This is a genomic window from Ohtaekwangia sp. (assembly GCF_036568665.1).
GTDB lineage: Bacteria > Bacteroidota > Bacteroidia > Cytophagales > Cyclobacteriaceae > Ohtaekwangia.
Genome location: NZ_DATCSD010000402.1, coordinates 1 through 23,004, shown reverse-complemented (window position 1 = coordinate 23,004; position 23,004 = coordinate 1). Strand labels below are relative to the sequence as shown.

Below are 23,004 nucleotides of genomic sequence, written 5' to 3'. Positions count from 1 at the left end.
TTGTTTCTTGTTTGAGTATTTAATTCCACAATTACACCAGACTATTCTTGCCGTGATCAACACTTTTCAGCAATCATTCAGGTGGTAGGATCATTTACCGGATGCCGGTACCTCTATCAAATCCAAACCAGTTCTCTATGAAGGTGAAATCGGCAACGCTCGAGGATTTTCTGGATCACTTACGTCTTCCCTTCCAGAAAGACTACTTTACACGCGAAGATGTAAACGAGCGGCCGCCTTTGCGTTCAGAATTATATAGTGCAGATCAAATGGATCAGCACGCACACGAGCTTGCTTCACGACATATACTCGAAACACAACCTACGCCCGAGCTGCTGCTTAATCGCCTCGCAGAGAATGAAGAGATACTGTTGCGTGTAGCCCACCTGTTGCAACAGGCTGTTAAAGAAAAGAAACCCATCACTCCTGCCGGTGAGTGGCTGCTCGACAACTTCTATCTCATCGAAGAACAGATACGCATGGCCAAGCGCCATTTACCGAAAGGGTATAGCAAGGGGTTGCCACGCATTGCCAACGGTAAAGCTGCCGGTTTTCCGCGGGTATATGATATCGCTACAGAGATCATCTCACACAGCGATGGCCACCTCGACATTAACGGGCTGAGTAACTTTATAGCTTCATATCAAAAAGTAAATTATCTCACACTCGGAGAACTGTGGGCTATACCCATCGTGCTGCGATTAGCATTGCTGGAAAACCTGAGTCGTGTAGCAGCTCGTATAGCAATCGATCGTCTCGATGAAGACCTCGCAAATTACTGGACGGAGCGTATACTCGAAACCGCAGAGAAGGATTCTAAAAACCTGGTGCTGGTTATTGCAGACATGGCGCGTTCTAACCCGCCCATGGTTAGTGCATTTATAGCAGCCTTCTCGCGAAAACTCCAGTGGAAAGGTCCGGATGTTACTTTGCCTATTAACTGGATTGAGCAACATCTCTCTGAGAGTGGTGTTACCATCAATGCCATGGTGTTGACAGAAAACCAGAAGCAGGCTGCTGACCAGGTATCCGTCAGCAACAGTATAACCAGTTTACGATTTTTGGCAACGATGGACTGGCGTGAGTTCGTGGAGACGATGAGTGTGGTGGAGAATACACTTCGGCTTGATCCTTCCGGTATATATCCGAAAATGGATTTTACTACGCGCGATCACTATCGCCATGAGATCGAACAGATCGCCAAAAAAAGCCACACCTCCGAACATACTATAGCCACTATTGTACTGAACCTCGCCAACGAACAGAACACCGGCCACCAGGATACGCGCAGAATACATGTAGGCTATTACCTCATTGGTCCTGGCCGGAAACTTACCGCGCGTCAGGCACAAATGTCTTCCGGCAGCGGCCAGGCTATACGCGACTTCTGCAAACATCACGCAGCCAAAATATATAGTATAGGGGCCGCGCTTATAACGTTGAGTATCACAGCCGGTTTATTGGCCAGGGTATATAATGATTTCACAGACCCGCTGGCATTTTACGAACCTATTTCCGGCATACTATATATACTGCTTGCTGTTTTCACTTTGATTACCGCGAGTCAATTTGCATTGTCCATTACGAACTGGATCGCTACGCTCACCACTAAACCAATGCGGTTGCCCAAGATGAATTTTGCTACGGGCATTCCAACTGAATACAGAACGCTGGTAGTGGTGCCTTCGCTGGTAGGAACCCTGAAGCAGGTTGAAAAATTATTGGAAGAACTTGAAGTGCGTTTTCTCGCAAACCGTGATTCCAATTTATTATTCGGATTACTTACGGATTTTAAAGATGCCGATCAACAGACATTACCCGAAGATATAGAGCTGACAGAAGCACTGCAAAAAGGTATAGAGCAACTGAACCGGAAATATAGCCGGGTACGCAATGATACATTCTTTCTCTTTCACAGGCCCAGGTTGTGGAATGCACAGGAAAAATGCTGGATGGGTTATGAGCGTAAACGCGGAAAGCTCACAGCATTAAACCAGTTATTGCTGCACAACGAAACCGGAAACTTTTCTTTGATTGTAGGAAGTGAGCAGATATACCGCTCGATAAAGTATATCATTACACTGGATGCCGATACGCAATTGCCCCGCGATGCCGCGTGGAAACTGGTGGGCATTATGGCGCATCCGCTGAACCAGCCCATTTATAGTATTAAAGAGAAACGTGTTACAGAAGGCTATGGTATTATTCAACCACGCATTGCTATAAGCCTGCACGGTGCCGAACGCACGCGCTATACCCATCTTCATGAAAATGATTCGGGTATAGACCCCTATACTCAGGCTGTATCAGATGTATACCAGGATGTGTTTACCGAAGGATCGTTCATTGGCAAAGGTATATATGATGTAGAGGTGTTTGAAAAAGTATTAGGCGATCGTTTTCCCGAGAACAGAATTTTGAGTCATGACCTGATCGAAGGTGCGTATGTTCGATGTGGTTATGCCAGCGATATACAGCTATACGAAGACTATCCATCCAGCTATCGCGTAGATATCAATCGCAGGCACCGCTGGATTCGTGGCGACTGGCAAATATGGAATTGGTGCCTCCCCTATGTACCTGGTAAAAACAGAAAATTATACAGCAATCCGGTATCCGCTCTTTCGCGGTGGAAGATATTTGACAACCTGAGGCGCAGTCTTGTTCCAATCTGTCTTACAGCACTATATATACTCACCTGGCTGGCATTACCCTCGCCTCTCTTCTGGACGATATGTATTACCGGATTAATTATAGCACCGGCTATTCTTGCATCGCTCTGGAGTGTTGTAAACAAGCCAAGTGAAGTATTGCTGCGGCATCATTTACTCAATGCACTGCGTAATACTTACCGAACTGTATTACAGGCAACCTTTACCATTGTATGCTTGCCTTACGAAGCCTGCATCAGTGCAGATGCAATCATGCGCACCGGCTGGCGCATGTTTATATCGCGCAAAAAATTACTCGAATGGAATCCTTCCGGATTTGTATTACATAATCACAAAGAAAATTTAGCCGAAGTATATATCCGCATGTTTATAGCACCGCTTCTGTCGCTGGGCATTCTTTGTGCCTTAATCAAGATCAGACCGGAAGCTCTGGCGATCGCTGCGCCCTTTCTGATACTGTGGATGCTGGCACCGGCAACGGTCTGGTGGCTCAATCAACCTTTGCAGGGATTGATCAGAGAGTTATCGATCGATCAGAAAAGTACGCTGCGGGAGTTATCCAGAAAAATATGGGCGTTCTTCGAAGACCTGGTCGGCCCTGCCGATAACTGGCTTCCACCGGATAACTTACAGGAATATCCTATACCGGTAGTGGCACATCGCACTTCGCCTACCAACATCGGGCTTTCTCTATTGGCAAACCTCACGGCTGTAGACTTTGGATATATACCGCTAAGTCAATTTATAGAGCGTACTCATAGCACATTTGAAACACTGGAAAAATTAGAGCGCTATCAGGGACATTTCTATAACTGGTATGAAACCACTACGCTTCGAACATTACACCCCCGCTATATTTCAACGGTGGATAGCGGCAATCTTGCCGGGCACCTCATCACTTTAAAGCAGGGTATACTTCACCTGCGCGATCGCAGAATTGCCGATCGTATGGTGATCGAAGGACTTCATGATACCGTGCGGCTCATTATCAATAATCTTCCGGCAGGCAGTGTGACTAAATGGGAAAATATTCTGAAAGATATAGTACAACTGCTTATGCCCGAGCCGATACTGCTGCAGGATATAAAAACTCTTCTTGAAAATTTACTCACACAAGCTACCACATCCTCTCCAGGCGATACAAAAACACAGGCGCATTACTGGATCACCACGTTACGCAAACAGGCGCAAGCAATACTGAACGAATTGAAACTTACAGCCCCCTGGCTGTTTCTCTCACCTGTACCCGAAAAATTTATACCGCTAAAAGTATTCAGCACCATTCCTACACTGGCACAGCTAACCGGTATACATACAGTAACCGCTGCTGAGATTCCAGCCCTTCCGTTGCAAAAGCGAACTGCGGAAGAAGAAGCATGGCTCGAACAATTCAATACATCCCTTCGCGCGGCAGCACACTATGCCCGGCAACAACTGGATATACTCGATGTACTGGCAGCACAATGCACCGGCTTCGCTTCCATGGAGTATGATTTTCTTTACGACAAATCGCAGCACCTGTTTGCTATCGGGTATAATGCAGAAACCTATCAACGAGACTCAAGCTATTACGACCTGCTCGCTTCAGAAGCCCGGCTGAGCTCTTTTGTAGCGATAGCACAAGGTAAAGTATCGCAGGAGAATTGGTTTGCGCTCGGCAGACGCTTAACTACTGCGGGAAATACACCCGTGCTGTTATCGTGGAGCGGTTCTATGTTCGAATATCTCATGCCCATGCTTGTCATGCCAAGCTATACCAACACGCTACTGGATGAAACGATGCGCGGCACTGTAAAAAAACAAATCGAGCACGGACGACAGCATGCAGTGCCGTGGGGTATATCCGAGTCGTGCTATAATGTAGTAGACTCACAACTGATATACCAGTATCGCGCCTTTGGCACACCGGGGCTCGGCTTTAAGCGCGGCCTCGGTGAAGATCTTGTTATAGCACCGTATGCTACCGTGATGGCGCTAATGGTAAATCCGGATGCGGCCTGTCACAACCTCGATCGCCTGCGCGAGGAAGGATTCGAAGGACGCTATGGATTTTATGAGTCGGTAGATTATACTCCTTCGCGTTTACCGCGCGGACAATCTCGCGTGCTCATTCAAACGTTCATGGCGCATCACCAGGGCATGAGTTTACTTTCATTAGCCTATATATTGCTGGATCAGCCGATGCAAAAAAGATTTGAAGCCGATCCTGAATTTCAAACAGCATTATTATTACTACAGGAGCGTGTACCCAACACCATCAGTTTTCATTCAGCCGCTACCGATATGCAGGATGTTACTCCTGCACCCGTTACAGCCGAGATGCGCGTGATCGGAACAGCCGACACTCCCACACCCGAAGTGCAATTACTTTCCAACGGGCGCTATCACGTTATGGTAACCAATGCCGGTGGCGGATATAGTCGCTGGAAAGATACCGCTATAACACGCTGGCGCGAAGACAGCACACGCGATCATTGGGGGTCGTTCTGCTATATACGCGATCTCGACAGTGGTATATTCTGGTCCAGTGCACATCAGCCTACACTAAAAGAAGCCGATCAATATGCAGCCGTCTTCTCACAGGGGCGTGTAGAATTTCGAAGACTCGATCAGGCAATCGAAACGCATACCGAGATCATTGTATCTCCGGAAGATGATATTGAGATCAGGCGCATCCATATAGCGAACCGCTCGCGCAGAAAACGCAAAATAGAAATAACCAGTTATGCCGAAGTAGTATTGAATGCGCAGAGCGCAGACCTGGCACACACCGCGTTCAGCAACCTGTTCGTGCAAACCGAGATACTCGCCAACCAACAGGCTATACTGGCTACCCGCAGACCACGCTCGCACGAGGAGCAACCACCGTGGATGATGCACCTGATAAAATACAACGGTACAGCTACTGACGCTGTTAGCTATGAAACCGACCGTGCAAAATTTATAGGGCGAGGTAACGCTATAGCACATCCGCAGGTAATGCAAACCCGAAATATACTGAGCAACACACAAGGTTCCGTGCTCGATCCGATCGTAGCCATACAATATCGTATTACGCTTGAGCCGGATGAAGCCGTAACATGGGATATCGTTACCGGTATAGCTGCTACGCGTGGTGAATGCCAAAGTCTGATAGACCGTTACCAGGATCCCTACCTGCGTGACCGCACCTTCGAACTTTCGTGGACACATAGCCAGGTGGTGTTGCGCCAGATCAACGCATCGGAAAGTGATGCCCAGGTGTTCGGTCAGCTCGCGAGTGCTGTGCTCTATACCAATCCGGCACTTCGCGCCAAACCTGCTATACTTCAGCGGAACCAGCGCGGGCAATCCGCACTCTGGAGTTATTCCATTTCAGGCGATCTTCCTATTGTATTGCTGCGTGTATCCGATTCATCTAACATTACACTGGTGCGGCAACTGGTGCAGGCGCATGCTTACTGGCAACTGAAAGGTTTAGCGGCCGATCTCGTTATTGTTAACGAAGATCACACCGGGTATAGGCAAGTATTGCAAGACCAGATTCACAGTTTACTGGCCGCTGGTATAGGATTCAACGGTACGGGTAGGCGCGGAGGTATATTTATACGTTCATCCGATCAGATTCCCAATGAAGACTGGGTGCTGCTGCAAACTGTAGCGCGTGTTATTATAGCAGACACGCGTGGCAACTTAACGGATCAGATCAGCAAGCGAACGATTATCAAAGCACCGGTCGATTTCTTCGAAGCTACTATAACGCGCCCGCCATCAACCGCGCATGCAGTCTCTCTTCGCAATGATCTGGCATTCTTCAATGGCTATGGTGGTTTTACACAAGATGGCAAAGAGTATTGCATCTATACTACGCCCGAGCAACATACGCCACTGCCGTGGATCAACGTTATCGCGAATAAACATTTCGGAACGATTGCCTCCGAGAGCGGACTCTCCTATACCTGGGCGGAGAATGCGCATGAGTATAGACTCTCACCGTGGCATAACGATCCGGTTACCAATCAAAGCGGAGAAGCGCTCTATATACGCGATGAAGATACAGGCTATTACTGGTCGCCTATGCCGCTGCCGGTTCGCGGCAAAACACCATACTATACCCGCCATGGTTTTGGCTATACAGTATATGAGCATACGGAAGATAACATTACCAGCGAAGTATGGGTATACGTAGACCTGGATGCTGCTATACGGTTCATAGTGATCAAACTGAAAAACCTTTCCGGCACTGTGCGCAGGCTTTCCGTTACAGGGTATATAGAATGGGTTCTTTCTGATCTGCGTGATAAGTCGGTGATGCACGTAACCACCCAGGTAGATCCTGCTACACGTGCTATACTGGCAACCAATGCGTATAACACAGAGTTCAACAATCGTATAGCATTCTTTGATACAGATGAAGAGATCTACTCTTTTACCTGTGACCGCACCGAATTTATAGGTCGCAACGGTACGCCTGGAGCACCGGCTGCCATGAAGCGCACACATCTCTCGGGTAAATATGGCGCGGGCCTTGATGCCTGCACGGCTGTACAGGTGCCTGTTGAACTGGAAAGCGGACGCGAACAGGAAATTGTTTTCCGGGTAGGAGCAGCACTAACACCACACGAAGCAACCGAGACTATACGCAAGTTTCGCGGACGAAAGACTGCACAGGAATCGCTGGCACGTGTTCATCAATTCTGGAATAAAACATTGGGCGCAGTATATATCGAAACACCCGATCAGGCATTGAACTATCTTACCAATGGCTGGCTACTATACCAGGTATTATCATCACGGTTGTGGGGCCGTAGCGGATTTTATCAAAGCGGTGGTGCCTATGGATTCAGAGATCAGTTGCAGGATGTTATGGCGTTGTTACACACACAACCATCGCTGGCGCGTGAACAAATAGTACTCGCAGCATCGCGACAATTTCGCGAAGGCGATGTACAACACTGGTGGCATCCTCCTGTAGGGCGTGGTGTTCGTACGCAATGCTCAGATGATTTTTTGTGGCTGCCATATGTTACCAGCCGCTACGTTGTCACTACCGGAGATATAGCGATACTCGAAGAGACGGCTCCTTTCCTCGAAGGACGTCCGCTGAACAACGGTGAGGAATCGTACTACGATCTTCCTATACTGTCAGGGCATCGCGCCAGTATATATGAACATTGCAAGCGTGCTATACAACGCGGACTGGTATGGGGTGAACACGGTCTTCCTTTGATCGGCTCCGGTGACTGGAACGATGGCATGAACATGGTAGGCATCCATGGCAAAGGCGAAAGCACCTGGCTTGCCTTCTTTTTGTATGATGTATTGAAGCGCTTCGAAACGATCGCTATACTTCAGCACGATGATGTTTTTGCACAGGAGTGCTCACAGCATGCTGAACAACTTCGGAATAATATACACACCAACGCCTGGGATGGCCAATGGTATATACGTGCATTTTATGATGATGGCACTCCGCTAGGCTCTTCCGGCAGTGATGAATGCCGCATAGACTCTATATCGCAAAGCTGGTCTGTGCTATCCGGTGCTGGCGATCGTGAGCGATCGATACAAGCCATGCAATCGGCTGAGCAGTATTTAGTGCGCAGAGAGTATAAACTTATTCAACTGCTCGATCCGCCTTTTAATACATCTGAAAAAGATCCGGGGTATATAAAAGGATATGTACCGGGCGTGCGTGAAAACGGAGGACAGTATACACATGCAGCGGTGTGGATGGTGATGGCTTTTGCCAGGCTGGGCGATCAGCAGCGAACATGGGAGCTACTGAATATGATTAATCCGCTAACGCATGGCAAAAATCACGAAGATATAGCTATATATAAAACAGAACCGTATGTAATGGCGGCAGATGTATATGGTGTTGCGCCTCATACAAGTCGTGGAGGGTGGACGTGGTATACCGGCTCTGCAGGCTGGATGTATCAGCTCATCATTGAATCGTTCCTCGGTATACATCGCGAAGGTGACACCTTGCGTTTGCAACCTTGTCTGCCGAAAGAATGGAATACCGTAACTGTGCAATACCGGTATGATGAAACGATATATAACATTATGTTCCATCAGGCTGTTAACAATGAAGCCGTGCTGGTGGTGGATGGTATACCTCACAGCGACACCTCTGTAAAACTTATAAACGACCGGCAGGAGCATACTGTACGGATGGCCCTAAAAGAAACCGCAATGGGGAATACCGTACACACTTAACTTGTACAATATACATTTATAGGGCCTGGCAGGCTTTGAACATGTTGGTAGGAGATTTTAAACTTTACAAACTATGAAAGCCAAGAAGATATTGCTGATTGATGACGAGCAGGATTTTGGGGTTTTGATGAAAAGTTTCTTCTCACCTAAGAATTTTGAGGTATACCATGCACTTACGCTCGAAGATGGCATGAAGATACTGGACGAAGTACAGCCGGATTATATTTTTCTGGATAACAATTTACCCGATGGTCTTGGCTGGGGAAAGACAGAGTATATATTGGTAAATTATCCGAAAGCACAGCTTAATCTTATCAGTGCATACCAGGTTCCTAAAACCTCTGCATCGTCTTTTCGCATTTTAGAAAAACCACTGGTAATGGAAGAGCTCTCGAAGATCTTTGAACTTACGGATGTACACCGATAAATATAATATTAACTGAACGGAGAGAGCTGAAAAGCTAACGGAGAGGTATAAATCTGTTTAACAAATAACTATTAACGAATAACGCATAACCATTAACGAACAACATCCCACAACGCCACCCCTATACGATAGTAGAAGCAAATTCACGAATGATCTCTTCGGTATAAAACTGCTGTATTTCCCAAGGACTTTTTTGTGGTGCCGATATTTTCCGTACTTCCAGATTTTTTCCGCGGAAGGAAAACGAATAAAAAGCATACGGTTCTTCTACCAAAAATTCCGGAGCAGGAGCAGCATACCCGGTAATACCAATCCCCCAGTCACTTTTAAACAACGTGCATACATGATCGGCCATTTCCATAGCAATGCGTTCGGATACTGCGTTATTGGCTATAGCATGTATAGGCTCTACCTGCAGGTGCCTGTACTTTTGCCCCAGATTATACGCGGTGATGCCACCCTGAAAAAAACGTAACGCATTCTCGGCTCGCGACAGTGCTGCTTGTATGTGGCCCGAGGTAACGCTTTCTGCTACAGCCAGCGTCTGATCTGCCCGCAGCATATAGTCGCGTATAATGTTAATTTCTTTCAGCTCGTACATATTCTGATCTATTGGCCTATAAATTCTTTTAACGCCTGGTTGAATTTTTCAGTATCCTCAAGGTGAGGTATATGTCCAACATTCTTTAATTCTATCAGCCTGGCTCCCGGGATAGCTTTTGCTGCCGCTTTACCCAACGCGGGATATTGCCCCAACACATTCTTCAATGAATCGGGCACTGCATCTTTCCCCACCACGGTGCGATCGCTCTGCCCGATAATCAGCAACACCGGCACCTGTATATTGGGCAGCTCATATACCACCGGCTGAGTATAAATCATGTGGCTGGTAAGTGCATTAACCCACGCAAGCCGTGTATACTCTGCATTTAACATCCACCGGTACTGCACCTGCACATACTTTTCGTACTTATCTTTCCAAACTGCATAGTATGCTTTGTGATAATTGCGTATACCGGCTTCTGTTTTATTCAATTCTTTTCTATACTCCTGCTCGATGGAGCTATAGGGTATATATACCTTGTAATCTTCCAGCCCGATCGGATTCTCCAATACCAGTTGTCGTGTTTGCTTCGGATACATCAATGTGAACCGTACAGCGAGCATTCCTCCCATGGAATGCCCCACGACAGTAACCGTGGGTATCTTTAGCGAATCGAGTAAGGCATGGGTATATTCTGCCAACATCTGAAACGAATATACAACGGTTGGCTTAGACGATTTTCCGAACCCCGGCTGATCGGGTATAACTACACGATAACCCTGCGCTGCCAGCACACGGATAGTTTGTTCCCAATAAGCACCGAAGAAATTTTTACCGTGCAACAGCATCACTGTTTTTCCATTGGGGTTGGATGGTTTCACATCCATATAGGCCATGGCTACAGACTGTTGCTGAATGTTTCGTTTGAAATAATAAACGGGAAACGGATACGGATAGTTTTCGAGTGCCAGGCCAAGTGGTTCTTGCGCAGAAGGCTGACCATAGGCTATATAAACTGAAAGAAAGAAAAAGGAAGCCGTAATGATCTTTACCATGCTCGCGGTGGGTTAGAAAATATTGAAATAAACAGTCCGCCCTGCGTTAACAGGACGGACATTCACCAGGGATGAGATCACTCTTTCACAGCAATGAAAGAATGTCCTGAATCAGGACGCTCAAAACGCAATGCTTCGTTCAATGCGTTTACGATCTGCGCTATATATTCCTTCCGATGACTAACCACTGCGTTCTTCTCTCCTTCGGCTGTTGCAATACGAACAGCGTAACGCTCGCGGATCATCACGGCTACCAATGTGCCGATTACCATCAACGCTGCACCTGCACTCATTACAAGAGTATTGGCATTTATATACTCTTCATCTGCACGTATTTCGCCAAAAGCATTGGCAGGAAACAAGTCTATAAATCCGCAGAATACAAGTATCAACCCGAGGAGCAACAGCAATATACCCGGTAATCGCTGCGGACGCATGATGAGCAAACCATACTTGATAATTCCTTTCAAACTATAGGATGTGCTTTTTACCCGAAAGGTTGAATCCGTTACGGTTACATCATGTCCATCTGTATACAATACTTTATCCGGTATCATACTATTAAATTTTAGTGAGACGAATTGTTCATGTTTGCAACACGACTTAAAATATCTGTGCCTTTTCAGGAGAAAGAGATATAGCTTTTTTGCCGAGAAAAATATTCTACAGCAATAATCAGAAAGCATATAGCTGATGAATTTCTCTACGGCATCGCAACTATGTATACCAACACATATTAATATATAGTATTGTTTTTTGCTAATACATTGCGGCAATCAATCCCCAGCAACATTGTAGCACGCATATTGCGTTGTGTGATTTATGTACAGATTAACCTGCAGCTGAGGTATGCGCTACTCAAAAGGAGCTGTACGCCATACCATCGGGAAGTATAAGGTGTGTGGCATGTTTTTTTGAAAACATGCCCTGTCAGTAAGTGCTGACATTTTTTACAAGTACTTAAAAATTTACAGGTATGAAAACGAATGAAAGAGTTATCAGCATTCTGAATGATCTTATCCGGACAAATCTCGATCGCATTAAAGGCTATCAGAAAGCTGCGGACGAGATCAAGGACACAACTGATTTTGAGATCCGAACAATTTTCACACAAATGGCTGCAGACAGCCGTCAGTACAAAAGTAACCTTACTGATGCGGTAATACGTCTCGGTGGCGAACCCGCCAACGATACATCTGCTGCCGGTGATATATACCGCGCCTGGATGGATGTAAAGACTACATTCTCTTCAGATGATGTGCACGCTGCACTACAGTTATGCGAGTTTGGCGAAGACCGCGCACTGCAATCCTATAAGGATGCACTGGAAGAAAATATAGATTGGCCGATTGGCATCAAGAGTTTGGTTGAAAATCAGCGGCAAGCCATAAAGGCATCGCATGATACGATCAAGAATTATCGCGATCAATACGCGCACACTCATTAATTGTTATTATTTCACTTACCAGGTATATATGAAATCAGTTCGAAGTATAATGCCATTCGTATTCGCAGGAATTATAGCGATCTCGTGTGGCAAAAAGGAATCTACCGACACCAATGAAATCGCGAAGGAATCCAACGATGAAAAATTTGATGATCGGAAAGAAGAAAAAGATGCAGACTTTATAGCAGAAACGGTAGCTGCGAACTATGCAGAAATAAATTTGGCAAAACTGGCAGCTGAAAAATCAGACAACTCGCAGATCAAGGAAACGGCACAGATGCTGGAGAAAGACCACAGTAAGTTACTGCAAGACCTGCAGACGTTTGCCAGCCTGAAAGCTATTTCTGTTCCAAATGAAGAAAAGGAAGAAGCTAAAAAGAAGATCGAAGATCTGACGAAGGAAGACGATATAAAAGACTTCAATAAAGAATGGTGTAAAACCATGGTTGACAAGCATGAACAGACGATCAAAAATTTTGAATCGCGTCTCGACAAAACACAAGACGCTGATTTAAAAATACTCATCGACCAGACTTTGCCACAGTTGCGCGCGCATCTCGATAAAGTAAAGGCATGCGAGCAAAGCATGTAGTATATATAGGTATATAATTATAGAATGAATACAGTTATTCACCTTAAACAGCATCGATCATGAATTCAACATCGAAACTAATTGTAGGGATACTGGGAGCTGCAGCTGCCGGTGTTATTGTAGGAATGCTCATTGCTCCTGAAAAAGGAGAAGACCTTCGCAAGAATATAAAGAAGACTACAGACGACTGGATGGATGAAATTGCCCAATGGATGGGTAAAGGCAAAAGCTATCTGGCCGAGATGAAAGACCGCGCTTCTGAAGAAGCAGCCGAGGTTGGCGCAGAAGCTTCGCAGGGTATTAATGGGTTGAAGGAAAATATCGGAAGAAGAAAACAGTAATGGAAATGGATCTTTTGTAAGTCTTTCTGAGCTTTCACTGACACTGACTGCTGAGTAAAGCAAGAAAAGATCGAAAGGGCCTCCACGTGGGGCCCTTTCTTTTTATACACGATATATATACTTTTCTAATATGTGCGAGGAATATACTGTGGCATCGAATATCCCATACGGTCTACAGAATGAGAAACTGATTTCCCTGCATGCAATAGAATCTGCGTTTTTTCAATGATCTGCAGCAGGCACCAGGTTTTATTATATAGAGTCAACAGGTCACTTTCATCTTTAGGGGTGCTTCATTTACCAGAATGAGAATTTTGGATAAAAAGCTGAGAACAAACTCTCTATAGCCTGATTCCAGGTAATACTGGCGAAGGTAAAGAAGAAAGGATCTAAGGAGGCTCTTCGGAGCCTCCTACTTTTTTATAGCTATATACTTTGAATATATACTATATACTTATCCGGGAGAAATTACTCGTGCGTGGTAAGTCCCGCCTGATGTACCGCGAGATAATCTTTTACCTGGAAGATCACTTCATCTACCGTCTTCGCGATCATAACACGATATGTACCGATGTTCTTAAAGAAGCGGATCGTGATCTCGTCCTGATTTAACAGAATAACTTTTTTATTGGATTTTATAGCGAGCGCTACTTCAGAAGCGGTTCCGGCAGCCATCCCCAACACTACTATGATGTTACTGGAGAGTACGTTGATCAGGTTGCGGGCACTGCCCATGCCGGTAACAATTCTGATCTGGGCATTCTCAGAGGCGTTACGATCATTGCTGTCGGGTACAACACCAATGGTAAGACCACCTGCATCACGAGCCCCTTTCATGGCAGCGTCCATCACTCCGAAGCTGCGGCCTCCGGTTAGCACAACCCAACCGTTACGCGCCAGTGCGCGGCCCAGTTCGAAAGCCATTTCGTTATCTTCGGGGGTAGCATTTTCGCCAGGGCCCATTATACCTACAATCGTTTTAACAGACATACTTTCAGTGAAATTCTGCCCCTAAAGTACTCAGCACATCAACCATTTACAAGCGTATACCAGACACCTGCTAAAATTCATGCTGGCAGTCGGTACAGCGATTAACCTTGCGTTTCGGGAAAAATATTCCGAAGAATAAAATGTTTAATCCAGCGAGAAATTGGTCGCTGAGCTGCCTTGGAAAACTGCGTTCTATCTTTCGCGAATGGCATTGCGGGCATGTGGCTGTAGCATCATCTTCAACAAAAAGATTTTTCTCAGCCAGTATTTGCTGAGCATCCGACAGGTCGTGCCTGAACAAATGAAGTCTTACCTGGAAAAAAGCATGTTGCTGGCCGGGATAAAGATTGGCCAGGTTTTCTTCTGTGAGGAAACAAGGTATACCATATGCATCCAGCTTTGTTTTCACAATGTTGGCGTCAATGGTATTATCGAATTGCTGAAAGACTATAATATCGTCTTGCTCCTCTTCCATAGACACGCGTTTTAACATAAGTAAGATACGAACAAATCGGTAAAGCGTTGTATACCGGTTAAAGTTCCTAATACACGTGCGAAACGATCTGTTATTGTAAACCTAACCTCAGCATTTACAAAGGCTGCATGGTAAGCGAATGACCCAGCGAGCTATAGGTCTGCAACTTCGCTTGTCGCATGGGGCGTACAGCCATCGCGTTGCTTTCCAACGGAAGTGTTGTGAGTAACTTGCCCTGACCATCGTATATAAATGACAGGTCCTGACTCTTGTCCGTTATTGTGATATATACCTTGCCTCCGCCAAAATCATCGTAGCGAATATCTACCGGGTTGTTTCCAACAAAATCGCTCGCTATAATTTCTTTCAGCTCTTCATTCATAATAGTAAGCTGGCGGGCTTCCTGGCGAATGATGAGGTATGCTTTGCCATGTTCTTCCAGCACCATACTGAAACGTGCTTCGGGCGTTGTTTTGATCAGTGATTCGCGACTGATAATCTTTCCATCCACATCGAATTTTATACGGAAGCCCTCGCGCGATACCAACACAAAACTAGCCGCTGTATTACTGTTACCGGTTTCTACAGCATACGCTCCGAGCGGACGCGCATCGAGGTTAAGCGGAAAATTCTTCAGCGTTTCTCCCCTGCGATTCATCAGATATACTATACCATCTTCACGCACAGCAACAATATAATCTTTACCACGCAGGCGATGATGTTGTGGTGTGGTAACTAAGCTTGCCTCCGCAGATTTCGGTTTCCAGCCATCGAGGTTGTTGCCTTCTTTATCGTACATCCACAGTTTGCCACTTTTACCGGCCACGAGGAAGCGATAATTTTTACTGTGATCATAGTCCACCACATTGGTGAACTCTATATCCTTCTCTGGTATAACCAGCGGATACGGCTTTACATAATTACCCAGGCGATCAATGATATGTAGTTTACCCGGTGTAGCAAAGAAGAACTGGAGTTTGCCGTTCTTCAGGTAATCGATCTGCGTTACATCTCCGGTAATAAAATTATCGAGCTCAATTTTCCACTGCACCTTACCATCGGCCGATACAAGACTTATCGCTTTGGTTGAATCTTGCACAAGTACATCTTCCTGTTTGGTGAAGTGATTGCGGATCACAAAGAACTTATAGATACCTTCATTGAAGGTGGTAATGAGTTTATCGTGCTTCTCTTCTCTTGCGGAAGCTTCGCTGCTTCCTTTCTGCGACTCACCACCCGTCCAGGTTATGTTGGTATAATAACTGTTGTTCAGGTGACTCATTTGTATAGCCCCCATCTCGATCGACTGCAAAGATGCTTTATTGTCTTCTACAAACTGTTGCCATTTCGGATATAGTACATCTTCCAATACATTCCATACCAACGGTGTATTCACATATATACTCAGGTTGGCTTCGAGCAAGGTTGTTTCAAGGAAATGATTTTGTGCTACCGATTTACCCCACGTTTCTTCCTTATCGATATCGTCCAGAAAAGCTTTGAGGTCATCTATATCTTCGCCTATAATAATGGTATTACCCACCGAAGTATAGTAGCTTGTGGAAAGACCTGATACCAAGGGCCAGAATAATTTTTCAGGGAAAGCATACAGCGGCACTTCGCGTATCTCGTAATCGGAGAAGCGCTCATAGAAGACAGTATCTACGCTATTCTTTTGTGCAATGGTATTGAAGGTTGTAAGCCAGGCATCCGGCTTGGAAGTTTCGATCAATACTACACGCGATAAACTCTTTTCTCTTCCTTCCAGGTAACATACGGTAAGTTCTTTACCCAGCGACTGGTATAAATCCTGTAAATGGATACCTGATGTATTATCGATCTGCTGTACCGAATCCTGTAACTGCGGATTTTTTTTGGATGCATAGGCCTTGAGCGATTCACCTAACTTTGTTCCATCACTTATACCATAACTCGCCACCATTACCGAGCGTTCCGATATATAGTTCTTCATATTGAACGGAACGGGCACCTGGTTATTAAATACCGAAAGTATATATCCCTGACTGGCGCTGTCGAGACTGAAGCCGTTGAGAGTAAAGGTTTGCCCTTCAGCTTTTATATCGAGTAAAGATGAGTGCCCTACCTCACGAACAAAGTCAGCAGGCATGTTGACAAATGAGCTGATCCACGTACCAAAGTTCTTGATGTTGATATATAGGTTACCGGCATCTTCTTTTACATGTGGCATCTGGTATACTGCGGCAATCTGTTTCTTGAATGTAGAGCCGTCTCCGGTATAGGTGCGAATAACATCTTCCAGCAAAAAAGGTGTAAAGCTTCCGATCCAGATATCATCAACTTCTGCCCACGAGAATGCCTGACCTTTTCCGTTCAGCTCATGGATTTTTACTCCGTTAAATTCCCGCTCCGTTGTTTTCAGTTTGTTCCACTGCTCCATCAGCAGGTTTCTGATCTTGGATTGATATAGCGGACTATAGAATACAAAATCAAAATCATCCTTTCGGGTCTGATGTGCCGATACGATGAGCCCGCGGGGTTGTGCTTCTATAAAATCAAAAAACAGTTTTAGTGAGTCGGTCGACTTCTGGTAAAATGCAGCTTTCCGGAATACAGACCATAATGAAGTCTGTTCCATTTGCTGTACACACGGAAGGCAGTCGTTGGTTTCATAAACAAAAATGGATGACTCAGGTACCAGTTCCCACGGAGATATACTCCTGGAGACAAGAAAACGGTCGTAGAGATAATAGCCCCCGACACTCACGAGCACTATTCCGATGGTAATTAACAGAGGAAGTCTCTTCACGCTTAACAGCCTTAGGTGAAAATTAAGGCTCAAGATAAGCGCATGTTGCGTAATTGACAACCTTAATAATTTTTGTCCCTCCATTAAACCTTTGTATCCCACCCAAGTCAAAGCATCAGATTAAACAATAACGGATATGAAACGGATTATTGCCCTGGTATTATTCACCGCTTTTGCCGGTATAACGTATGCACAGACTTCTACTCCCCGTGTTGACCAACGCGAGCATCACCAGCGTGCACGCATCCGCCAGGGAGCTGCCAGCGGTGAACTTACCCGCAGAGAAACGGCCAAAGCCCGCCACGACCAGCGCCATATAAGACGCACTGAACGCAGAGCGAAAGCAGACGGAACTGTAACACGCAAGGAACGCGCCCACCTGCATCGCGAACAAAACCGCGCAAGCCGCTCGATCTACAGAAACAAGCACGACAAACAAGTGAGGAAGTAACTGCCCGTTTTGAGAGTAGCTGCCATCGTGAGTATATATAGGTTGCCGGCCACTGGCTTCAGGCTACTGGTTGTACGAGCAAGATATATGGAGTGAATGTATTAGGGTATATATAGGGTTAGGTATGGGTATAAAAAGCACAGGCTGTCGGTTTATGACAGCCTGTTTTACTATATATACTTTGTAAACTTCATAATTTTCTGGTGTCTCTCGTGCCAGACACGTGCTCTCCAGCGGCCCATAGCCTTTCATCCTTTGCCTCCTTCTTGCAGCTAAGACTATACTTTTGCCAGCGCCTGCTCGAGATCGGCCAGCAGATCTTCCGCATCTTCTACGCCTATACTCAGACGGATGAGCGAATCTACCAATCCGCTTTTGAGGCGCTCTTCTTTCGGTATACTGGCGTGGGTCATCGAAGCCGGGTGGTTGATCAGTGATTCCACGCCTCCCAATGATTCGGCCAGTGAAAACAACTGAACACTTTCCATCAGCTTGGTTGCTTTCACCATGCTGTCGTCTTTCAAGGTAAAGCTGAGCATTCCGCCAAAGTCTTTCATCTGCTTTTTAGCAATGGCATGATTCGGGTGATCGGTAAATCCCGGCCAGTATACTTTGCCAACCTTCGGATGGTTCTTCAGGTACTCGGCTATTTTCTTCCCGTTGATACAATGGCGCTCCATCCGAAGATGAAGTGTTTTTATACCGCGCAGCACGAGGAAAGAATCCTGCGGGCCAGGCACGGCACCACACGAGTTCATAATAAAGTGAAGCTCCTGGTATAATTTCTCATCGTTCACGATCAGCGCACCCATTACCACATCGGAGTGGCCTCCTAAATATTTTGTTACCGAGTGCATCACTATATCTGCACCAAGGTCGAGCGGATTCTGCAGGTATGGTGACGCAAATGTATTATCCACCGCTACGAGTATATTATTTTTCTTTGCGATGGCTACACTGGCTTCTATATCCACAATATTCATCAATGGATTGGTAGGTGTTTCGAGCCAGAGTAATTTTGTTTTCGCATTCAATACAGAAGCTATATTGGCTGTATTCGTCAGGTCTATAAAATGAAATTTTATACCATACTTTTCAAATACCCGTTTGAACATCCGGTACGATCCGCCATAGAGATCGTTGCTGGTGATCACTTCATCGCCCGGGTTCAATAATTTGATAACAGCATCGGTAGCACCCATGCCTGATGAGAAGCAGATTGCATATTTTCCATTCTCTAATGCTGCCAGACTTTTCTGCAATGAATTACGGGTAGGGTTTGCACCGCGCGCATACGCATAGCCTTTATGTTGGGCAGGAGATTCCTGCACATACGTTGATGTTTGAAAGATGGGGGTCATGATAGCACCTGTAGATGGGTCTGGTTCTACACCGGCATGTACTGCTTTGGTTCCGAATTTCATGTTCGTTATCGGTTAATCATTAATATTTGTTCAATGAGGGCGAAGCGTTGTATGGTGTGATGTAAAACACGTAAAGCTCTGCTGCCTGCGAAATACAAAGGAACTCAAAGAAAAAATCTTTCGGGCATAATGCCACCATTTTCTTTGCTATTATCGGTATAGGAAAGGTATTGAGAAAGCACCAATACTATTACTGCCCTTGGCACGGATATATAGTATAGATATAAATCTGAACTATATTCTTGCTAGGCCGTTACGCGACTATCGTTTTTTCCAATACTCACGGATAACGTCTTTCCAGTTATCGCCACTTTTCAAATAGAGTACCGTGTTGATGAGCATGGTATCTTCTTTAGACAAGGTACCCTGTGCTGCAGACTGCAGTATAATATCGTATATCTTCTTAGGCACGGTAGTACCTTCTTTTTTGGCAAGCGTTCGGATCGATTCAAGTATACTTTCACTGGTAACTTCTACAACCGGAGCGGGTGCTGCAACCGAAGCGGGAGCCGGAGTAACCACTTCCTGTGCCACGGGCAATGGTGCCGCTGCGGCCGGTGGTGGCTGAGGTGTTTCTATCTGATCACTGAGCTTGGCAGGCGACACCAGTGTAGCAGCCTGTTGTTTTAAGAAATCGTCAAGATCTTTCAGTGTATTCTTTTTCTTGCTCATGCGAGGTAATTCAGAATGGCTTGCGCTACCGGTTGATATTCTTTTTCAGCATCGAGTGTACTGAAATTTACGAAAAGATTTTTCTGCGGTACGACTACCGGTAAAATAATCGCATCGAGGTTCTTCAGGTTCTCGCGAACGGTAAACACATTGGTAGAACTGTGAATACGATTCGGAAGTATAATGATCTTTAGTTTCGGGTTCAGCTCACGTGCAGGCGAAAGATCGGTTACTGTCTGGTACGTTACCAGCAGATCATTTTGCGTAAGACTGGTAGGCACCACTACAGCATCACTTACCAGGCAAAGTTTCTTAATGCCCTCATCGGTAGTTTTACCTGCGCTGTCTACTACTATAAAGTCGTGCTTTTTACTTTCCTTTATCTGTAGCAGTTCATCTGCTATCTGGTGATCCTGCGAACCAAGTATCTCAAATTTTACAGCGCCATCTTTTACTTTAAACAACTCCATTTTACGAAGTGTATTCAAAGTATAGTTTGTGTCGGTCTCAACCAACAAAACACGTTTGCCCAGTTTATGAAGGGTAGTGGCCAGGTTGATCGCGTTGGTCGTTTTACCCGTGCCGCCTTTGCGGCTGATAAAGGAGATAATTTTGGACATGCCTAAAAATAATAAACCCGGACGGTTTTAGAAATCATCCGGGTTAATTCACGTGTCGCGTGTATTAAATACTTCTGTTTATGTCAAATTTTTCGAGGTAATCGGCCACTCTGCGCACTACACTTCCGCCCAAAGCACCGTCAACCACACGGTGGTCGTACGAATGCGACAGGAACATTTTATGACGGATCGCGATCACATCGCCATACGGCATTTCCATAACGGCCGGTTTTTTCTGTATAGCACCCAGCGCAATGATACCAACCTGCGGTTGCAAAATGATAGGAGTTCCCATCACGTTACCAAACGAACCGACATTGGAAATGGTAAATGTACCTCCAGCCAATTCATCCGGTTTCAATTTGTTATCGCGGGCACGTCTCGCCAGGTCGTTTACAATCTTGGCAAGACCAGCCAGACTATATTGATCGGCATTCTTTATAACCGGCACGATAAGATTCCCAGATGGCAATGCCACAGCCATACCTATATTAATATCTTTCTTCCTGATGATCTTGTCGCCATCTACCTGCACGTTGATCATCGGGAAATCTTTGATCGCGAGTACTACGGCTTCTATAAACAGCGGTGTAAAGGTGAGTACATCACCATCGCGTTTCTGAAATTCATTCTTCACACGACCGCGCCACTGCACGATGTTGGTAACATCGGCCTCAACAAATGAAGTAACGTGTGGAGCAATGCGTTTGGAATCTACCATGCGCTCGGCAATCATCTTGCGCATGCGATCCATCTCTATAATTTCATCGCCGGCACTGATGGAAGCCTGAACTTTCGGAGAAGATGCTGTTGTAGGCACAGCATGTTTTACCGGCTGCACCGTTGCACCTACTTTACGATTCTGAACGTAATCAAGAATATCTTTTTTGGTAACGCGTCCTTCCACTCCGCTGCCAGATATAGTTTCCAGCTCGGCAACCGGAATATTTTCTTCTCTCGCTATATTTTTCACCAGCGGAGAATAGAAACGCGATGAAGATTTGAAATCAACAGCATGCGATGTACCGTTGGTATGCGCAGCAACTGCTACTTCTTCTTTAGCAGAAACTTCAGCAGGTGTTTTCTTTCCATCCGTTGGAGCTGCCGCAGGTTTACCTTCAGCTACATCCGTAGTAATGATGGCGATCGGAGCGCCTACCTTTACTATATCTCCTTCCTTTGCTAATATCTCTTTTAATATACCGGCATAGGTGGAAGGCACTTCGGTATCTACCTTATCGGTAGCCACTTCCAGCACAGACTCATCCTGCTCGATCTTGTCACCCGGCTTCTTTAACCATGTGAGGATCGTAGCTTCAAATATACTTTCGCCCATTTTAGGCATGATCAGTTCTACCTGCCCCATGTTTCAATCGGTTGTTTTGGAGTCAGCAAGTTAACGAGGATTTCCCGTTAGATCAAAACCCGCAACAAGTAAGAAAATTCTATTTTGTCGGGATCAGTAATTTTGAAATAAAAGATAAGAGTATAGAAGCAGAACCTCGCAGTTCGTGAGATGAACTAACGGTTGGTTTCGCTTCGTTCACCTGTATTATCCTATATCTCTGAATCGCAACGAGTATCATAGAATGCCAGAATGTAAATGGCGTTTGCCGTTACTTTATAAAGTAATTTTGTTTGTGAACTCAACACAAAACCTCTTACATCTTTATTGACATATTGAATCGCTCCTATAAATGGATATTGTTTGAGGAGATCCAAAAAATCAAATACTCTTACAGTAAACTTCCTTTCGGAATGTTGACCCCATTTTTGAAGAAGATGTTCTTGAATAATTTCGAATTGGAGAGTGGCCTTTTTATTCCAGATTATTTTTCTAACCACCTTTTATTTCTTTTTCGCATTTCATCATGGCTAACGTGCTCTTCAGGATTGTCAATAATATCCCTTTCAGCGTCAAGTACATTTTGTTTTTGCAACGGTGTGAGACTTTCCCAAATTTTACCGGGCTGTTGATCTTTCCTTGTCTCTAAAAACTCATAGATCGATTCAAGCAATGCTTCATCATCGATGCTATCAATTATTCCGTGAAGACTTTCTTTTACAGAACTCATGTTTTAAAAATACACAATTACTTCGGCAAACTCAAGCGAATCAGATTCAACACAGCAAGCGATGCCATCTTTATATTCAGCAATCTCTCTTTTGATAATTGCAGTTTGCGCGTAACGGTTTGGTGTTTGTCGGAGTAAGCGATCCATACAGTACCAACCGGTTTCTCGGGTGTTGCTCCGCCCGGCCCTGCTATACCACTCGTGGCTACTCCTATATCTGTATTAAA

18 protein-coding genes are annotated in these 23,004 nt (G+C 45.3%); 6 read left to right on the top strand and 12 right to left on the bottom strand.

Annotated features, from left to right (window positions below):
* The first annotated feature begins 137 nt into the window (after positions 1–137).
* Positions 138–8,876: a GH36-type glycosyl hydrolase domain-containing protein gene (locus tag VIN08_RS23665; RefSeq protein WP_331970733.1), complete on the top strand. Its 8,739-nt coding sequence runs from the start codon at positions 138–140 to the stop codon at positions 8,874–8,876.
* 73 nt (positions 8,877–8,949) lie between these two features.
* Positions 8,950–9,303 carry a response regulator gene (locus VIN08_RS23660; protein WP_331970731.1) on the top strand — a complete coding sequence of 118 codons (354 nt, stop codon included), beginning with the start codon at positions 8,950–8,952 and terminating at the stop codon, positions 9,301–9,303.
* 121 nt (positions 9,304–9,424) lie between these two features.
* Here VIN08_RS23660 and VIN08_RS23655 read toward each other — a convergent pair whose 3' ends face one another.
* From VIN08_RS23655 to VIN08_RS23645, 3 genes are all read right to left on the bottom strand, one after another.
* Positions 9,425–9,904 (bottom strand): CinA family protein, encoded by a 480-nt coding sequence (locus VIN08_RS23655; RefSeq protein ID WP_331970728.1) that lies wholly within the window; start codon positions 9,902–9,904, stop codon positions 9,425–9,427.
* 8 nt (positions 9,905–9,912) lie between these two features.
* The gene (locus VIN08_RS23650) at positions 9,913–10,902 is read right to left on the bottom strand and encodes an alpha/beta hydrolase (protein ID WP_331970726.1); all 990 of its coding nucleotides are present in this window, start codon (positions 10,900–10,902) and stop codon (positions 9,913–9,915) included.
* Between the two features lie 77 nt (positions 10,903–10,979).
* A complete protein-coding gene (locus VIN08_RS23645; protein WP_331970724.1) occupies positions 10,980–11,459 on the bottom strand; it encodes a DUF6232 family protein in 480 nt (159 codons plus the stop codon).
* Between the two features lie 419 nt (positions 11,460–11,878).
* Between VIN08_RS23645 and VIN08_RS23640 the strand changes: the two genes are divergently transcribed.
* Genes VIN08_RS23640 through VIN08_RS23630 form a run of 3 tightly spaced genes read left to right on the top strand, consistent with a single transcriptional unit; the run spans position 11,879 to position 13,282 of the window.
* Positions 11,879–12,349: a PA2169 family four-helix-bundle protein gene (locus VIN08_RS23640; RefSeq protein ID WP_331970721.1), complete on the top strand. Its 471-nt coding sequence runs from the start codon at positions 11,879–11,881 to the stop codon at positions 12,347–12,349.
* A 28-nt stretch (positions 12,350–12,377) separates the two neighbouring features.
* Positions 12,378–12,941, top strand: a complete 564-nt coding sequence (locus VIN08_RS23635) for a DUF4142 domain-containing protein (protein WP_331970719.1) — start codon at positions 12,378–12,380, stop codon at positions 12,939–12,941.
* Positions 12,942–13,000: 59 nt separating this feature from the next.
* On the top strand, positions 13,001–13,282 hold the full coding sequence (locus tag VIN08_RS23630) for a YtxH domain-containing protein (protein WP_331970716.1): 282 nt from the start codon (positions 13,001–13,003) through the stop codon (positions 13,280–13,282).
* A 468-nt stretch (positions 13,283–13,750) separates the two neighbouring features.
* Here the strand turns inward: VIN08_RS23630 and VIN08_RS23625 are convergent, their stop codons facing one another.
* The 3 genes from VIN08_RS23625 to VIN08_RS23615 form a co-directional block, all read right to left on the bottom strand.
* Positions 13,751–14,272, bottom strand: coding sequence for a TIGR00725 family protein (locus VIN08_RS23625; protein ID WP_331970713.1), 522 nt, complete (start codon positions 14,270–14,272; stop codon positions 13,751–13,753).
* 70 nt (positions 14,273–14,342) lie between these two features.
* Positions 14,343–14,747 carry a hypothetical protein gene (locus VIN08_RS23620; RefSeq protein ID WP_331970710.1) on the bottom strand — a complete coding sequence of 135 codons (405 nt, stop codon included), beginning with the start codon at positions 14,745–14,747 and terminating at the stop codon, positions 14,343–14,345.
* 115 nt (positions 14,748–14,862) lie between these two features.
* Positions 14,863–17,535: a hypothetical protein gene (locus VIN08_RS23615; RefSeq protein ID WP_331970707.1), complete on the bottom strand. Its 2,673-nt coding sequence runs from the start codon at positions 17,533–17,535 to the stop codon at positions 14,863–14,865.
* Between the two features lie 136 nt (positions 17,536–17,671).
* Here VIN08_RS23615 and VIN08_RS23610 point away from each other — a divergent pair, with 136 nt between their 5' ends.
* Entirely contained in the window at positions 17,672–17,986 is a 315-nt protein-coding gene (locus VIN08_RS23610; RefSeq protein ID WP_331970704.1) for a hypothetical protein, read from the top strand.
* A gap of 278 nt (positions 17,987–18,264) precedes the next feature.
* Here VIN08_RS23610 and VIN08_RS23605 read toward each other — a convergent pair whose 3' ends face one another.
* The 6 genes from VIN08_RS23605 to VIN08_RS23580 form a co-directional block, all read right to left on the bottom strand.
* Complete coding sequence (locus tag VIN08_RS23605) at positions 18,265–19,410, bottom strand: cystathionine gamma-synthase (RefSeq protein ID WP_331970701.1); 1,146 nt, start codon at positions 19,408–19,410, stop codon at positions 18,265–18,267.
* A gap of 261 nt (positions 19,411–19,671) precedes the next feature.
* Positions 19,672–20,082, bottom strand: coding sequence for a hypothetical protein (locus VIN08_RS23600; RefSeq protein ID WP_331970698.1), 411 nt, complete (start codon positions 20,080–20,082; stop codon positions 19,672–19,674).
* On the bottom strand, positions 20,079–20,702 hold the full coding sequence (locus VIN08_RS23595; protein ID WP_331970695.1) for a ParA family protein: 624 nt from the start codon (positions 20,700–20,702) through the stop codon (positions 20,079–20,081). Before VIN08_RS23595 ends, VIN08_RS23600 begins: the two co-directional genes overlap by 4 nt.
* A gap of 64 nt (positions 20,703–20,766) precedes the next feature.
* Complete coding sequence (locus tag VIN08_RS23590) at positions 20,767–22,068, bottom strand: dihydrolipoamide acetyltransferase family protein (RefSeq protein WP_331970692.1); 1,302 nt, start codon at positions 22,066–22,068, stop codon at positions 20,767–20,769.
* 463 nt (positions 22,069–22,531) lie between these two features.
* Complete coding sequence (locus VIN08_RS23585; protein ID WP_331970689.1) at positions 22,532–22,777, bottom strand: hypothetical protein; 246 nt, start codon at positions 22,775–22,777, stop codon at positions 22,532–22,534.
* Positions 22,778–22,794: 17 nt separating this feature from the next.
* Positions 22,795–23,004: CinA family protein (locus VIN08_RS23580; RefSeq protein ID WP_331970686.1), on the bottom strand; the 210-nt coding region annotated here is incomplete at its 5' end.

Coding starts and splice junctions, on each gene's coding strand:
- VIN08_RS23650 (WP_331970726.1), bottom strand. CDS start 10,902: ATGGTAAAGATCATTACGGCTTCCTTTTTCTTTCTTTCAGTTTATATA.
- VIN08_RS23595 (WP_331970695.1), bottom strand. CDS start 20,702: ATGTCCAAAATTATCTCCTTTATCAGCCGCAAAGGCGGCACGGGTAAA.
- VIN08_RS23645 (WP_331970724.1), bottom strand. CDS start 11,459: ATGATACCGGATAAAGTATTGTATACAGATGGACATGATGTAACCGTA.
- VIN08_RS23605 (WP_331970701.1), bottom strand. CDS start 19,410: ATGAAATTCGGAACCAAAGCAGTACATGCCGGTGTAGAACCAGACCCA.
- VIN08_RS23630 (WP_331970716.1), top strand. CDS start 13,001: ATGAATTCAACATCGAAACTAATTGTAGGGATACTGGGAGCTGCAGCT.
- VIN08_RS23635 (WP_331970719.1), top strand. CDS start 12,378: ATGAAATCAGTTCGAAGTATAATGCCATTCGTATTCGCAGGAATTATA.
- VIN08_RS23610 (WP_331970704.1), top strand. CDS start 17,672: ATGAAACGGATTATTGCCCTGGTATTATTCACCGCTTTTGCCGGTATA.
- VIN08_RS23625 (WP_331970713.1), bottom strand. CDS start 14,272: ATGTCTGTTAAAACGATTGTAGGTATAATGGGCCCTGGCGAAAATGCT.
- VIN08_RS23620 (WP_331970710.1), bottom strand. CDS start 14,747: ATGGAAGAGGAGCAAGACGATATTATAGTCTTTCAGCAATTCGATAAT.
- VIN08_RS23585 (WP_331970689.1), bottom strand. CDS start 22,777: ATGAGTTCTGTAAAAGAAAGTCTTCACGGAATAATTGATAGCATCGAT.
- VIN08_RS23600 (WP_331970698.1), bottom strand. CDS start 20,082: ATGAGCAAGAAAAAGAATACACTGAAAGATCTTGACGATTTCTTAAAA.
- VIN08_RS23660 (WP_331970731.1), top strand. CDS start 8,950: ATGAAAGCCAAGAAGATATTGCTGATTGATGACGAGCAGGATTTTGGG.
- VIN08_RS23590 (WP_331970692.1), bottom strand. CDS start 22,068: ATGGGGCAGGTAGAACTGATCATGCCTAAAATGGGCGAAAGTATATTT.
- VIN08_RS23665 (WP_331970733.1), top strand. CDS start 138: ATGAAGGTGAAATCGGCAACGCTCGAGGATTTTCTGGATCACTTACGT.
- VIN08_RS23640 (WP_331970721.1), top strand. CDS start 11,879: ATGAAAACGAATGAAAGAGTTATCAGCATTCTGAATGATCTTATCCGG.
- VIN08_RS23655 (WP_331970728.1), bottom strand. CDS start 9,904: ATGTACGAGCTGAAAGAAATTAACATTATACGCGACTATATGCTGCGG.